The organism is Candidatus Neomarinimicrobiota bacterium (assembly GCA_021734025.1).
Lineage (GTDB): Bacteria > Fidelibacterota > JAANXI01 > JAANXI01 > JAANXI01 > JAANXI01.
This window is the reverse complement of record JAIPJS010000008.1, coordinates 1-13,766: the sequence shown is the minus strand read 5'-3', so window position 1 is coordinate 13,766 and position 13,766 is coordinate 1. Positions and strand designations below refer to the sequence as shown.

General features: G+C 49.6%; 15 protein-coding genes and 1 pseudogene. 12 read left to right on the top strand and 4 right to left on the bottom strand.

Annotated features, from left to right (window positions below):
- Positions 1–638: 638 nt before the first annotated feature.
- The 7 genes from K9N57_10110 to K9N57_10080 all read left to right on the top strand — a co-directional run bounded on the left by K9N57_10110 (position 639) and on the right by K9N57_10080 (position 4,949).
- The gene (locus K9N57_10110; GenBank protein MCF7804532.1) at positions 639–1,553 is read left to right on the top strand and encodes a VOC family protein; all 915 of its coding nucleotides are present in this window, start codon (positions 639–641) and stop codon (positions 1,551–1,553) included.
- A gap of 13 nt (positions 1,554–1,566) precedes the next feature.
- The gene (locus K9N57_10105) at positions 1,567–1,932 is read left to right on the top strand and encodes a nuclear transport factor 2 family protein (GenBank protein MCF7804531.1); all 366 of its coding nucleotides are present in this window, start codon (positions 1,567–1,569) and stop codon (positions 1,930–1,932) included.
- Between the two features lie 179 nt (positions 1,933–2,111).
- A complete protein-coding gene (locus K9N57_10100) occupies positions 2,112–2,696 on the top strand; it encodes a dihydrofolate reductase family protein (GenBank protein ID MCF7804530.1) in 585 nt (194 codons plus the stop codon).
- Between the two features lie 288 nt (positions 2,697–2,984).
- Positions 2,985–3,326, top strand: coding sequence for a metalloregulator ArsR/SmtB family transcription factor (locus tag K9N57_10095; protein ID MCF7804529.1), 342 nt, complete (start codon positions 2,985–2,987; stop codon positions 3,324–3,326).
- Positions 3,319–3,813, top strand: coding sequence for an SRPBCC domain-containing protein (locus K9N57_10090; protein MCF7804528.1), 495 nt, complete (start codon positions 3,319–3,321; stop codon positions 3,811–3,813). The genes K9N57_10095 and K9N57_10090 overlap by 8 nt, the downstream gene beginning before the upstream one ends.
- A 33-nt stretch (positions 3,814–3,846) precedes the next feature.
- A complete protein-coding gene (locus tag K9N57_10085) occupies positions 3,847–4,440 on the top strand; it encodes a dihydrofolate reductase family protein (GenBank protein ID MCF7804527.1) in 594 nt (197 codons plus the stop codon).
- Between the two features lie 23 nt (positions 4,441–4,463).
- A complete protein-coding gene (locus K9N57_10080) occupies positions 4,464–4,949 on the top strand; it encodes an SRPBCC family protein (GenBank protein MCF7804526.1) in 486 nt (161 codons plus the stop codon).
- Positions 4,950–5,087: 138 nt separating this feature from the next.
- On the opposite strand, the gene K9N57_10075 is transcribed toward K9N57_10080, so the two are convergent.
- Positions 5,088–8,300, bottom strand: a complete 3,213-nt coding sequence (locus tag K9N57_10075; protein MCF7804525.1) for a DUF4981 domain-containing protein — start codon at positions 8,298–8,300, stop codon at positions 5,088–5,090.
- Positions 8,301–8,946: 646 nt separating this feature from the next.
- On the bottom strand, positions 8,947–9,747 hold the full coding sequence (locus K9N57_10070) for an AraC family transcriptional regulator (GenBank protein MCF7804524.1): 801 nt from the start codon (positions 9,745–9,747) through the stop codon (positions 8,947–8,949).
- Between the two features lie 85 nt (positions 9,748–9,832).
- Between K9N57_10070 and K9N57_10065 the strand changes: the two genes are divergently transcribed.
- The 4 genes from K9N57_10065 (at position 9,833) to K9N57_10050 (ending at position 12,375) form a co-directional block, all read left to right on the top strand.
- Positions 9,833–10,270: an SRPBCC domain-containing protein gene (locus K9N57_10065; GenBank protein MCF7804523.1), complete on the top strand. Its 438-nt coding sequence runs from the start codon at positions 9,833–9,835 to the stop codon at positions 10,268–10,270.
- 196 nt (positions 10,271–10,466) lie between these two features.
- The gene (locus K9N57_10060) at positions 10,467–10,877 is read left to right on the top strand and encodes a DUF6157 family protein (protein ID MCF7804522.1); all 411 of its coding nucleotides are present in this window, start codon (positions 10,467–10,469) and stop codon (positions 10,875–10,877) included.
- Positions 10,878–11,367: 490 nt separating this feature from the next.
- A complete protein-coding gene (locus K9N57_10055) occupies positions 11,368–11,910 on the top strand; it encodes a DUF1697 domain-containing protein (GenBank protein ID MCF7804521.1) in 543 nt (180 codons plus the stop codon).
- A 156-nt stretch (positions 11,911–12,066) separates the two neighbouring features.
- Positions 12,067–12,375, top strand: a complete 309-nt coding sequence (locus K9N57_10050) for an antibiotic biosynthesis monooxygenase (GenBank protein MCF7804520.1) — start codon at positions 12,067–12,069, stop codon at positions 12,373–12,375.
- An 85-nt stretch (positions 12,376–12,460) separates the two neighbouring features.
- Here the strand turns inward: K9N57_10050 and K9N57_10045 are convergent.
- Positions 12,461–12,790 (bottom strand): annotated as a pseudogene (locus K9N57_10045) (DUF1801 domain-containing protein).
- A gap of 316 nt (positions 12,791–13,106) precedes the next feature.
- On the opposite strand from K9N57_10045, the gene K9N57_10040 reads away from it, so the two are divergent.
- Positions 13,107–13,424 carry a metalloregulator ArsR/SmtB family transcription factor gene (locus K9N57_10040; GenBank protein ID MCF7804519.1) on the top strand — a complete coding sequence of 106 codons (318 nt, stop codon included), beginning with the start codon at positions 13,107–13,109 and terminating at the stop codon, positions 13,422–13,424.
- A 6-nt stretch (positions 13,425–13,430) separates the two neighbouring features.
- On the opposite strand, the gene K9N57_10035 is transcribed toward K9N57_10040, so the two are convergent.
- The coding region (locus K9N57_10035) for a hypothetical protein (protein ID MCF7804518.1) at positions 13,431–13,766 on the bottom strand (336 nt) is incomplete at its 5' end.

Below are 13,766 nucleotides of genomic sequence, written 5' to 3'. Positions count from 1 at the left end.
TGAAAGACCATGTTAAAATGTAAGAGTGTGAGTTCGAAGTTTTTCCCACCAGGGATCTCTACGAGGCTTGATTTTTTCTACCCGTTTTTCCCCGGAAGGGATCCCTTTGGGATATCAAGAAAAAACGGGTAATAAGAAATTGAAAATTCGTATTGCCTAGAGGGGAGATTGGTCTGTATTTGAATTTTACGTTTGACCCCGGTCTAAAGCCCGGGGCTATTCATCTTCCTTTGTTTTATACTATGTGGTGGACTTGATCATGTTTTCAACAAATTAAACTATCATCACACCGCCACCGCCTCCCGGTTATACTTCTCCCGGTACTCGATCGGCGTAAGCCCCGTGATCCGTAGAAAAAACTCCGGTATACTGGTGTCGTAGGAGGCGGCATTTTTAACTCTTTAGGTAATTCATCCATCAGAGTTCCACTATACTATACCTAATACAGTGTACTTCCACGTTTAGTGTCCCAGTGCTCTGTGTAAGGGACTTGATTCAAAAGTGTAGCAAGTAAAAAACACTTCAACGAAAGATGACAAGAATTATCATATTGACTGTAACGTTACAGTATGAGATATTTCTTTCCCCGGTTGACTTATTTTCAACTTGGCCTATCTACCAAGAAAAAAGGAGCACTCATGAATACATCAAAGCAAAAGATCATTCCGCACCTTTGGTTCGACGATCAGGCCGAAGAGGCTGCGGAATTCTATACATCCATCTTCGAAAATTCTGCTATCGGAAACATCACCCATTATGTAGAAGCGGGACAGGATGTTCACGGCCAAGAGGCCGGAACAGTGATGACCGTCGAGTTCGAGATCGAGGGTTATAAAATGGTTGGACTGAACGGCGGTCCGCATTTTACGTTTAACCCGTCGATATCGTTTATCGTAAACTGTGATACTGCAGAAGAAGTGGATGCGCTCTGGGAAAATCTGAACAAGGGCGGTAAAGCCTTGATGCCGCTGGATTCCTATCCGTTCAGCGACCGGTATGGCTGGACGGCAGATAAATTCGGCGTGACGTGGCAAATAATGAAGTCCCGGAGCGGATTCGAGCAGAAAATCATGCCTTCCTTGATGTTCGTCAACGACCAGTGCGGCAAAGCCGAGGAAGCTATCCGGTTTTACACCTCGGTTTTGGACAATTCGGAGGTAGTCAACATTGCGCACTACGAAGAGAATAACGAGTTTCAGGAAAAAGGAACCGTGATGTACGCGGATTTCAGGCTGGAAGACCAGCTCTTTGCGGCGATGGACAGTGCCATGGAGCACGACTTCACCTTTAACGAGGCGATTTCGTTGCTCGTGCAGTGCGACTCCCAGGACGAGGTGGATCATCTTTGGGAACAATTCACGGCAGAAGGACAGGAGCAACAGTGTGGCTGGCTGAAGGACAAATATGGCGTCTCGTGGCAGATCGTGCCGAAGCAGCTGTATAGTTTGCTCCGGGACGGAGACCGGGAAAAGGGGAAACGGGTCACCGAAGCGATGCTTCAGATGAAGAAGATTGAAATTGCTAATCTGGAAAAGGCGTATGCGGAAAAATAGCAAAGGAAATGCTATGACAAATAAAGAAATCGCCATCGACTTTTTGAAACGGGTCTCCAGGGGTGATGTCCGACCAGCGTACGAAGAGCACGTCCACCCGGAGTTCATTCACCACAATGTGTACTTCAAAGGTGATAGGGAATCCCTGCTGGTAGGTATGGAGGAAAATGCTGAGGAATTCCCGGATAAATCCTATGAGGCTTTGCGAGCGCTGGAAGACAAGGATCTGGTGACAGTTCATGGAAAAGTGCAACTTGCCGCCGATTCAATCTGGGCAGTAATCCATATCTTCCGGTTTGAAGACGGCAAGATCATCGAACTCTGGGAAGCGTCACAAGAAAAGATCGAGGATTCGCCAAACGAACACGGACTTTTTTAAGGTGAACAGAAAAAGATAGATTGCGCCAAAAAAATCCTTTGAGTTGAGAAACACTCTGGCATGTTTATATAACCTTCCAACAATGTCACTTCGAACGACCTCGATTTAACGAGGGAGTCTCCCCGAAGGGACTCCTCCCGGAGGAGAAATCTGGTTTATCAATTTAGATAAGGAAATCCATGAGTAAAACCATCCTGTACATTGCCATGAGTCTGGACGGCTATATCGCCGGGCCGGAGGCGGATCTGTCGTGGTTGGATCAGTTTAATGACGACGAGACCGGTCTGCCAGATTTTGACTCAGAAAAGGAGGACAATCCGTATGCCTGGGAGTTGTTCTTCCGGAGTGTCGGCGCCATCATCATGGGGCGGAGCACCTACGACTGGGAGATCTCCCACGGCTACGGCGACGTGCATCCCCTGCCGAAATTCGTGTTGACGCATCGTCCGCCGGATAAAGATGTCCGAGAGAAGGTAACATTCACCGATGAGCCGATCGGAGTCGTCCTGGAGAAGGCGAAAAGCATCACCGATAAACACATTTGGGTCGAAGGCGGCGGCATCGTGGCTCAGCAGTTCATAGAAGAAGGCTTGCTCGACGAGATGATCTTGTTCGTCGCCCCGGTGCTGCTGGGCGGCGGAATCCGGCTGTTCGGGGAATCTGATTCCTACAAAAATTTCAGATTGCGAAAGGTCAGACCTCTCAGCGGCGGACTGGTGCAGCTGGAGTATACTCCCATTAATCGCAGTATACAACTCCACTGAAAAATACCGGAAAGTCCTTCCGTCACCGACCGCTCCCCGCGTCGGTGACGGTCATTTTCTTCTAATCACCGGCACCGCTATAGGCAATAGTCGGCAAGGGTTCGCTTTGGAAAATGTAAGTTGACATTTCGTATCATCTTCCCGTACGCGATAAACCGCGTCCTTACACTTGGTAAACAGAGATTTCAATGTAGCAACTTAATTTTGAAAATTCGCCTTGACAGACAGGTTGTCATCATCTATTTTACCAGCAAGTTAATTAAACAGATGGTAAAATAAGGATAATCGATGCCACAGGATACCCTCAGCGCCACCTTCGGAGCACTTGCAGATCCAACTCGCCGGGCCATATTGGCAAATTTGACTACAGGCGAGAAGACGGTCTCAGAGTTAGCCGAACCGTTCGACATGACCATGCCGGCGGTCACCAAACATCTCAAAGTGCTGGAGAAGGCAAACTTGATCGAACGCAGCCGGGAGGCACAGTATCGTCCGTGCCGGCTGCATCCGGAACCGCTCCGGGATATCGACGAGTGGATGGAGCAGTACCGGCGCTTCTTCGAGGGGAGTTTCAATCGGCTGGACGATTACCTTGAACGCATACAAGCAAAGGAGAATAAAGATGAGTAACGATAAATTACAGGTGGAGACAAAAGGCCGGGAACTGGTTTTAAGCAGAGTGTTCGATGCGCCGAAAGACCTTTTGTTTCAGATGTGGTCTAGTTGCGAGCATCTGAGTCGCTGGTGGGGACCGAAGGAGTGGCCCATGGACGAATGTACCATGGATTTCCGGGTAGGCGGCGAATGGTTATACTGTCTGCGCGGGCCAAATGAAGGGGATGAATCCTGGGGCAAGGCCATCTACCAGGAAATCGATACTCCGGACAAGCTTGTGTATAAAGACTACTTTACGGATAGCGACGGTGCGGTGAATAACGAGATGCCGGAAATGCGCATCACCGTGGAATTTATCGCGGAGAACGGTCAAACCAGGATGATTGAGACCACACTGTTCGACTCGCCTGAGACCCGCGAATCCGTTGTGGAAATGGGCGTGGTTGAAGGCATGAACAGCTCGCTGGATCGCTTGGAAGAACGCCTTGCGGAGATTCAATAAATCACAAAAGCATTCGACATAAAGGACTACAATATGAGGAAAATAATAGTATTAACATTCCTATCCCTTGACGGCGTCATGCAGGCGCCCGGGAGCAAGGGCGAAGATCCCTCCGGCGACTTTGATCTTGAGGGGTGGACGGTGCCCTATTTTGACGATGTCCTGGGAGATGAAATGGGTAAACAGATGACGCCGCCCTTCGATCTGTTGCTGGGCAGAAAGACATACGACATCTTTGCCTCGTACTGGCCCCACCAGAATGATAACCCTTTTGAGGAAGCAAAAAAATATGTGGTCTCAAACGATGATTCCCTCAATACGGATTGGGAGGGAACAATTCAAATACAGGATGATGTGGTTGCTGAGATTGAGAAGTTAAAGCAACAAGATGGCCCCACACTGCAGGTCCACGGAAGCAGCAATCTCATCCAGACGTTATTTACAAATGACTTAGCCGACGAACTGTGGCTAAAGATATACCCGGTGACCCTCGGCAAGGGGAAGCGGTTATTTCGCGATGGAACCATCCCAGCAGCCTTCGAACTGAAGGACTCAAAAGTCTCGCCGAGTGGGGTCATAATCGCGTCCTACAAACGAAATGGAGACGTGAAAACTGGCTCTTTTTAAACTCAACAAACCGAAGGAATACTATGAATTCAAATACAACTACCAGCAATAATCAGGATACCAGTGAACGGGAGATCGTTCTCACCCGTGAGTTCGATGCGCCGAGGGAGCAGGTATTCGACGCCTGGACGTCACCGGATAAGATCGGCCAATGGTGGGGGCCGGACGGCTTCACCACGACCACTCATTCCATGGATTTCAGGGAAGGAGGCGTCTGGGACTTCGTCATGCACGGCCCGGATGGCACGGATTACAAGAACTACATCAAATACACAGAAATCGTGAAGCCGAAATGGCTGTCGTATGAACACGGCGAAGAAGTTGAACAAGGACCGCTTTTCCACGGAATGGTGATATTTGAGGATCTGGGCGGTAAAACCCGGCTCACCTTTCGGACGCTTTTCCCAACGAAAGAGGCCAGGGACAAAAATGTTGAAGAAAATGGTGCCATCGAAGGTGGAAAGCAGACGCTGAACAGGCTGGCGGAGTATTTGAAGAAGATATCCTGAATTGCACTTAAGATAACTAATTAACCCTGCCAGGGTCGCTGACCCCTGGCAGGGTTAATTGAAAAGAGTAGGGAGGGGGGAATTTATCCTCCCGGGTTAGGTTTTAATTGATTCCTTATTTTATTTCCCGGATCACAATCATTCCTCCGGAAACCGATAATTCGCCACGTCCCGCAGCTCGCCCATCTCTTTGGAATACGGCTGCAGGTAGAACGTGTAATTGTAACTCTCGCTCGTCGGCAGCCGATATTCCGATAATGCCCTGGCACGTTCAGACCAGGAGTTGGTACCGCCGACACCCTGCTGCTTATAATCCAGGTTGACGGTATAAAATTCCCGGCGCGGCAGTTCGTTGATGTGCTTCGCCTCCTGCAGATCTTCCACGGTGTACGGCCAGACGCTGACGTTGATCCGGTCTGCGGCGACAGCGAGAAATCCTGTGCCATCATCCTTGGCAAACGCCGCCCAGCGGACGTCATCCCGGTTCCCGTTCTCCTGGGGATACGGGTAATTCACCCACAGGGAGTCGATGGCGCCGGAGTATTCCCCAACGGTGATCCCGATTTTGCGATCCCAGTAGTTCTCATACGGACCGCGACCGTACCAGGTCATGGTTTCATAGCTTTTATCAATGCGAAGATTCATTCCAATTCTGGGAGTGTACGACGGAATATCTGCACCGAGGGGTGTGACTGTTTGGTCAACCTGTACTGCGCCGTTACTCAATATCGTATAAACAGTTTTGAAGGTCGTCTCGCCCACCGGAATGGTGCCCTCGACAGTGACTTCAGCACGGTTGTCACCGGATTCAGTCACTTCCACACTGTTGACACTCCTGTTCGCGCCAGCTTTCCGCCACGGATCGAGTTCATCCTCCCAGCCGGCCTCGTCGTTGTCGGTCATGGCGCGCCAAAAATTTGGTGTGAGCCGCCCGCTTATCAGACTATTGCCGCCGTATTCATACTTTGAAAGTGCCCCGTCATCATTGGAAATTTTTATTTCGAAATTGTCATTGGAAACGGTCACCACATCTTCGGTTTGGTTCACCTGTAATGACAAACTGTTGTCCGGAGTAATCGCTGGCGCTGCCGGAACAGCGTACGGCATCTCCATCTGCTCCCAGGCCATCTTGTATCCCACATCAGCCCACTTATTACCCGTTTTCAGGTGCAGGCTGACGTTCAGCCAGTACTCCCGGCCCGGCTCATATTCCGGAGATTCGATGGGCAGTTTCAATCCCATAAACCCGCCGGGTTCCACGTCCAACGTATCGATAGTTCCGGACTGGATGGATTTGCCGTCCTCGTTTAGCGACCACCGGAGTTCAAATTGGTTCAGATTGAGAAAGTCGTAATTATTGGCGATCCAGATCCGGCCGGTTCTTAAATCACTGGCGCCGAAATTCACATACTGGTAGGAATACTTCACCTTTTGCAGCGCCGGCTGGGGAGTTCTGTCCGGGAAGATTACGCCGTTGAATCCGAAGTTGCCGTCGTTGGGTTCATCGCCGTAATCGCCGCCGTACGCCCAGAACCAAGTCCCATCTTCACTCTCCTTCCGGAGTCCCTGATCCACCCAATCCCAGATGAAGGCGCCGATAAAATTGGTGTTGTTCGCCATTAGCTCCATGTACTCGTCCAGATTCCCCGTGGAATTACCCATGGAATGCACGTATTCGCAAAGAATGATGGGGCGCGGGATCTCCGGATCGTTGATTATCCGTTGAGTGCCGTCAACCGGAGGATACATGTAACTATTCATATCGGCGATATAGTTCATGTGCTGGTAGTGAATCGGACGGGACGGATCGGCCGTCCGAACCCAGGAGGCCATCTGTGCGATATTTTCGCCGTTCCCCGCCTCATTCCCCATCGACCAAATCACAACAGAAGGATGGTTTTTATTGGCCTCCACCATACTCCGGGCGCGATCCAATACGGCATCTTCCCAGAGAGGATCGCTTCCAGGGAGGACATTCCGGCGAAACGAAATCCCGTGGGATTCCACATTGGCTTCATCAATCACGTACAACCCATATTTATCGAATAAATCATAATACCGCCGATCATGGGGATAGTGAGCCATCCGCACCGCGTTCAGGTTGTGGCGTTTCATTAGCTTGACGTCCTTCACCATCATCTCATACCTGACGGTTCTCCCGGAGACCGGATCGTGATCGTGGACATTGGTGCCCTTGAGTTTCACTTCCTCACCGTTCACCAAAAACATCTTATCCCGGATCTCGATCTCCCGGAAACCGGTGTTGGTACGCGCCACCTCTTTGATTTTTCCGTCGCTGTCCTTCAACACCAGGATCACCGTATAGAGATTCGGCGTTTCGGCTGTCCATTTTTTCGGATTCTCAATGGTCGTTTCCAGAATCGCTTGTGTAAGCACTCCGGACGCCATTCCGTGCTGGGTTCGAGATGTGGCTACCGGGCCGTCGCCAACCTGGTTGCCATCCGGATCGTAGAGGTATACTTCCACGGTTGCCGGTCGCATGCTATCATCAGTATTGTTCCGAACGTCGGCGGTGATTTGGAGCGTCCCGTCCCGATACTCGTCATCAAGGCCGCCACGGACAAAAAAGTCCTGCAGGTGCAGATACGGTTTGGAGAACAGGTAGACGCTCCGATAGATACCGCTGAATCGCCACATGTCCTGATCCTCCAGCCAGGAACCGTCCGACCAGCGATACACCTCCACCGCCAGTGAGTTTTCGCCATCCTTCAGATACGGGGTCAAATCGAATTCCGCGGCGGTCATGCTCCCCTCGCTATAGCCGACCTTTTGCCCGTTCACCCAGATGTAAAAAGCGCTCTTGACGCCCTCGAAGTGGATCAGAGTCTGACGCCCCTCCCAATCGCTGGGAACAGTGAACGTTTGTCGGTACGATCCCACGGGATTGTACTCGCGCGGAGCTCGCGGCGGCTTGAGTCCATCCATGAGCGACTCCACCGGATACCGGCTGTTCGCATAGATAGGATAATCGTAGCCCTGCAGCTGCCATGTACCGGGGACGGTGATCTCGGCCCAGGCGCTGACGTCAAAATCTTCTCTGTAAAAATCGACCGGACGCTTTGCGGGATTCTCCGCCCAGTGAAATTTCCACTGGCCATCCAATGACTGATGATAGACCGAGTTATACTCCGGGCCAACATCCGCCAGCGCCGACTCGATATCCGGATGCGGGACAAATTCCGCATGCGCCGGCTCCTTATTGATTCCGATGACCGTAGGGTTTTCCCAGTCGGGGAATTCTGCCAGAGAGAACTGTGCCTGTATGGATTGGTGGCCAAAAGCAAAAATAATAACCAAAAAGGGCACGAATGAACCTTTGAGGAATTTCATATCGACTTGTCTCCGTTGATGTTGTTGTCCGGGCGGAAGGATTAACGATGAATATGGTTAAATATATAAACCTCACGATGAGATTCATAAATCTTCTTCTCCTCCCCTTTCCACTTTTGCCTTGACGCAAAAGTGGATAAAAGGTCAAGGCTGTGCTCTTTATTTTGGGTTTTTAAACGGAAACTCAGTGTCTGAGCACTCGAATTAAAATTACCTTAGTTATAATTGTCAAATATTTGGTATTATGAAAGACCATCGTCCGGTTGAGGTGTGCGAGTTCTGAGTTTCCTTGATTTTTTCGTCCCTTTTGTATCAAGACAAAAGGGACACAGAGGTTGCGGAAATATCATTGGTACTCCTAAGGCTATCTACTTCAAATTGAAAAATTAGTGAAACGAATTTTTTGAAAGGTACTTTTGTTAGCCCCGCTTGCATGGGCTTGTATGGAACACTTGGACATTAATACCTGGACATAAAAAGTACCCAAAAGGACTTGTCCTAACAGGATCCCTACGGAAAAAACTCAGCACTCTCTCGACCGGTCGGGATCAAACATTGAGTTTACAATAAAAACGGTTTTTCGGACTCACTGAGATGATTGGGTAACTCCGCTAAAAATTTTAATTGAACTACTTTGTCGTCCGAATTACAGCGTTTTCGCATACTCCGCCGGCGTTTGCCCCACAATCGTCTTAAAATCCCGGATAAAATGCGCCTGGTCGAAATAGCCTAGATCCACCGCCAGCGCTGGCCAGTGATCAGCGCGTCCGTTTGCCATCTTCTCGGCGGCTTCGTGCAGACGGTAGCGCTGGATCACCCACTTGGGACTGACGCCGATGTACCGACGAAATTGACGCTGCAGTGTACGGGTGCTCCGATTAACCTTCTCCGCCAGATCCTCCACTCTCAGGATGGAAGTATCCTCCTGAATCTGTGCAACAATTCGTCCGGCCGCTATCGCTTTCGGATCCCCCTCCGGGAAGTGCCGCATCAAAAACGACTCGCCCGCTTCCGCCATTTGCGCGGTTTCTCCGATGCTGAGAATACTCGATTCCAGAGATGCGAGATCTTCGTCGAACGCCTCGCGGAACGGCAGGACGTCATCGGTGAACGAAGCCACCGGCTTTCCATAGAAGGGATAGAATCCGCCGGGACAAAATTTGACGCCTAACACCTTGCCTTTCCCCTCGATCACCCGGGTAAACTTGCCGGTGACCACGCCCCAGATCCACGTGTTCCCGCGTTCGAAGACCAGATCAATCGACGGATGCGACAGAACATCCTGCGTGAATGGCTCATTCCCCCGGAGATCCCACTGGACGCTCCAGTAGTTCTCCACGAAGGGCGATAACTCCGGGGACGGCAAATACCGATACAACCGGAAATGCTCTAATCCCTTTGCCTCGTTCAGAATACCGCGGGGCTCTTCCTGTTTTGGCTGTACCATACGTGTCGCGTTTTTACAATATTTGGTCTGACCGTTTGAATAGTTTTTCGAACAAATCATACGAAAAAAACGGGAGACAATAAATATGGATCACGAACTGACACTGACGGTTTCCAAAACCATCGATGCGCCCAGGGCGGACGTCTGGCGTGCATTAACTGATAAGGAATTGATTCAGCAGTACTTTTACGGCACCGAAGCCGAATCCGACTGGGAGGAGGGCAGTCCCATCACCTTCACCGGCACCTGGGAAGGTGAGAAATACGTGGACAAGGGTACCATCATCGAAAAGAAACGAGAGCGTCTACTCAAATTCAGTTATCTGAGCTCCATGTCCGGGTTGGAAGACCAACCGGAAAACTACGCGGAGATTACCTATCGACTGGAGAAGGAAAATGGAAAAACGATCCTGTCTGTCACACAACAAGGGTTCAAAGACAAGGAAGCCTACGACCATTCCACGCAGGGATGGGAGGAGGTGCTGGGGAATTTGAAGGCGTTGGTGGAAGGACTGCGAAACTGACCTGTTTCATGTAGAGATTTTGCACGCAACATCTCTACATCGTGAAAGCGAAAGATAGATCCGGTTGTACCTCTTTCAGGGATTAACGACCCTGTCCCAGGGGGATCTCTTTGAGGAAAGGGTCTGTTATCATCTGGAATTTTTTCCAATTCAATGCCAACTTTAGGAACCGGATAACTGACAGACGGAGCCAACCATGCACACAACCAACTACTACAATACATTCATTGAGGTGGCGGAAGATTGTCCCGTTGAAGAATCTGAAATCCCGCCGTTGCGGAAGAAAAAGTCTGCCGTCCGTATCCAGTACGAGCTGATCTCGGAGCATCCGTATAGATTCACCTCGGACGACGTTATCTTCGTCGTTCATGCTGAGAAAAACGACATTCCGGAGGAGCAAAGACCGAACGCCCGGGAAAAATTCTTCTCAAACGGACGCGCATGCCTGCGATCTTCCTCGCTGGGAAAACGCTACGGTTGGGGCACGCATCACGACGCAGACGGCACGGTCGCCATCTATCCGATGGAATCGGCAGAATACGCCGAATTTGCGAATGACGAAGGCCTCGATCATATTAAAGCGATGCGATCCAGCCGGAAGGATTAAGATGGGAGGATACGTTATATACCATAGAGTCCAAATCTTAGTGTCAACGCCAAAGCGGAACAGGCCCACCCAAGCGTCCTTTTGTATTTGGATTGAGCAACGACTTCTTTAGGCCTTATGATTTATTTTGGGCACCGCTTCAGCGAGTGGAGATAAAAATTTCCGGCTGTCTGACGCGAAGCAAGTTCCGGGAATTTTTCGGAGCGAGCTGTATAGCGGTCGAAATAAATCATACAGCCTTGATTTTTCCCTCACTTTTGTATCAAGACAAAAGTGAGAATTAACTCAGCTTTTTTTGAGGCTGCATAACCCAATGTGAATTTTACCGAAAGGAAATATATTTCAAGGATAAACAGGTTTCTTCAATATTGCTATCATGCCCGTTTTTTCCCGGAAGGGATCCCTATGGGATATCAAGAAAAAACGGGCAAATTCACAGAATCTTCAAGTTCGCAAATGAATAGATTAATAGCCCTGAAAGGAAAATAAAATGCCCACTTATATCGCACTATTCCGCGGAATTAACGTCGGCGGCAGACACCGTATCAAGATGGCGGATCTCCGTTCGCTTTTGGAGGATCTCGGCCTCGAAGACGTGAACAGCTACATCCAAAGCGGGAACGTGGTGTTTCGGAGTAAGAAAGTCGATACCTCAGAGCTCTCGGAGCAAATCAGCGCCGCAATCGCTGAAAACTATGATTTCAAGCCGAACGTATTCATCCTGGAAAAGAAGAAATTCATCCGGGCCATGGAGGCCAATCCGTTCCCGGATGCGGAATCCGATGACCGGCGGCTGCATCTCACCTTCCTGGAGGCGGAACCGGAAAACCCGGATATGGATGGGCTTCGTGAGGTAAAGAAGGAGTCTGAAGAATATGAATTGAAAGGACAGAAATTTTATCTTTACGCCCCGGAGGGTATCGGTCGCTCGAAGCTCGCAAATAAGGCAGAGAAATTACTTGGCGTTTCCACCACCAGCCGGAACTGGCGCACCATGGGGAAAATCCGGGAGATGGCGGAAGAGCTGATGTGACGTTTTCTTCCATGCTCAAACCGAGGACCTGTGATTATGATTCCAGGTAAAATTTCACGAAACGAGTTTATTTCCATGACCGGTGCGGGAATATTAGGATTGGCTTTTGTTCCCGCATGGGTTTTGTCGAACATGCCAGAAAAGGGATCCAACGATATGTACGGATTGATAGGGAAAATAACGGCCAAAGCCGGCAAGCGAGATGCCCTGATCGCAATCCTGATTGAAGGGGCATCCAACATGCCCGGCTGCCTGAGCTATATCGTCTCCAAAGATGCAGATAACGAGCAGGGGATCTGGGTTACCGAAGTCTGGGAGAGCAAGGAGAGCCATAAGGCTTCCCTTCAGCTTCCCTCAGTTCAGGAGGCGATGAGCAGAGGACGACCGTTAATCGAAGATTTCGAAGACCAAATTGAGATAGAACCCGTGGGTGGACACGGGTTGGTATCCACGGACAGCGAATGAGCAATATAGTTAATAATTGTAGTTGGTGAGTTCGGAGTATAAGGGATTTTCTGCTCAGCAATCTCCTCAGGAGTTCAGCATTGGGGAGATACTTCCTGTCGTGATAAATAAGCATTAGGGCAATACAATGCTTTAACTGGTCGGCCGGGATCTCCTCATCTTCGTGGAAGATAATCGCCCGGTTGCCTTCGAAGGTGAATGTATCCCGGTACAGCTCCCGGAACGTATCAACCAATGTGGTTGTACAGTGGAAATACATGGCGTAGTGCTTCGGGCTACGCTCTTTCCGGTCCATCCGGACGGTGCTGCCGTTTTCCGCGATGTAGCCCGGTTCACCCCATTTGAGCGTCACCTCCACAGTTTCAACGCCTTCTGTCTTTCCCACCGTCTCAAAAACTAGCTGGCGCAAAGACATCAGTTTTTTCCGCACCTGTTCCGGAGAGTTGTCGAAGACTACCGCAATTCAGGGTTTGTAATTGTCTCCATATTGCTCTTACTCTTGTTTTGGGCTCCGCAGATTTACACTGAACCGACAGGTGCGAATGTGTTATGCGGTTGACGAGTATGGAGTTACCAGGAAATTGGCATACTTCCATGTATTTAGGTGGTAATGCTGTAATCTTCTGCGAACGTTTCTATGAATAGGATTTTGCAGAAAATATAAATGAACTTGCGTAGCTAAATATCTACATATATATTAGTAGTCAAATGGCTACAGAAACAGAAAAACGATGAAACGCAGAAGAGACCCATTTCAGGCTATTGCAGACCCGACCCGACGAGCAATTCTGGTTCTGCTCGTATCCCAGACGATGACAGCCGGCGCAATAGCCGCCCATTTTGACACCGCACGCCCGACTGTCTCAAAGCACCTGCAAATACTTACCGAGTGCGACTTGCTTGAGCAGGAGCAGGACGGCAGGGAAATCCACTATCAGCTGAATCCCGACAAAATGAAAGAAATAGCCGACTTTATTGAGCCGTTCCGGCAATTGTGGGAGAACAGGTTCAATAAACTGGAAGCCATGATGAAAGATTATTCCGGTTGAATGCCTTCAGAAAAAACCGAATAAAATGGATACGCCACCAAGGCACCAAGACACTAAGAAAAACGTGAATATTCTCCCTGAACTACTTTGCGCCTTCGTGTCTTCGTGGCAGATAAATAAAATGAAGTACAGGAAGGTATCGAAATTAAAAGCATAGGATACGCCACCAAGGCACCAGGACACTAAGAAAAACGTGAATATTCTCCCTAAAATACTTTGCGCCTTCGTGTCTTCGTGGCAGATAAATAAAATGAAGCACAGGAAGGTATCGAAATTAAAAGCATAGGATACGCTACCAAGGCGCCAGGACACAAAGAAAAACAGAAGCACTTTCCCTAAAAT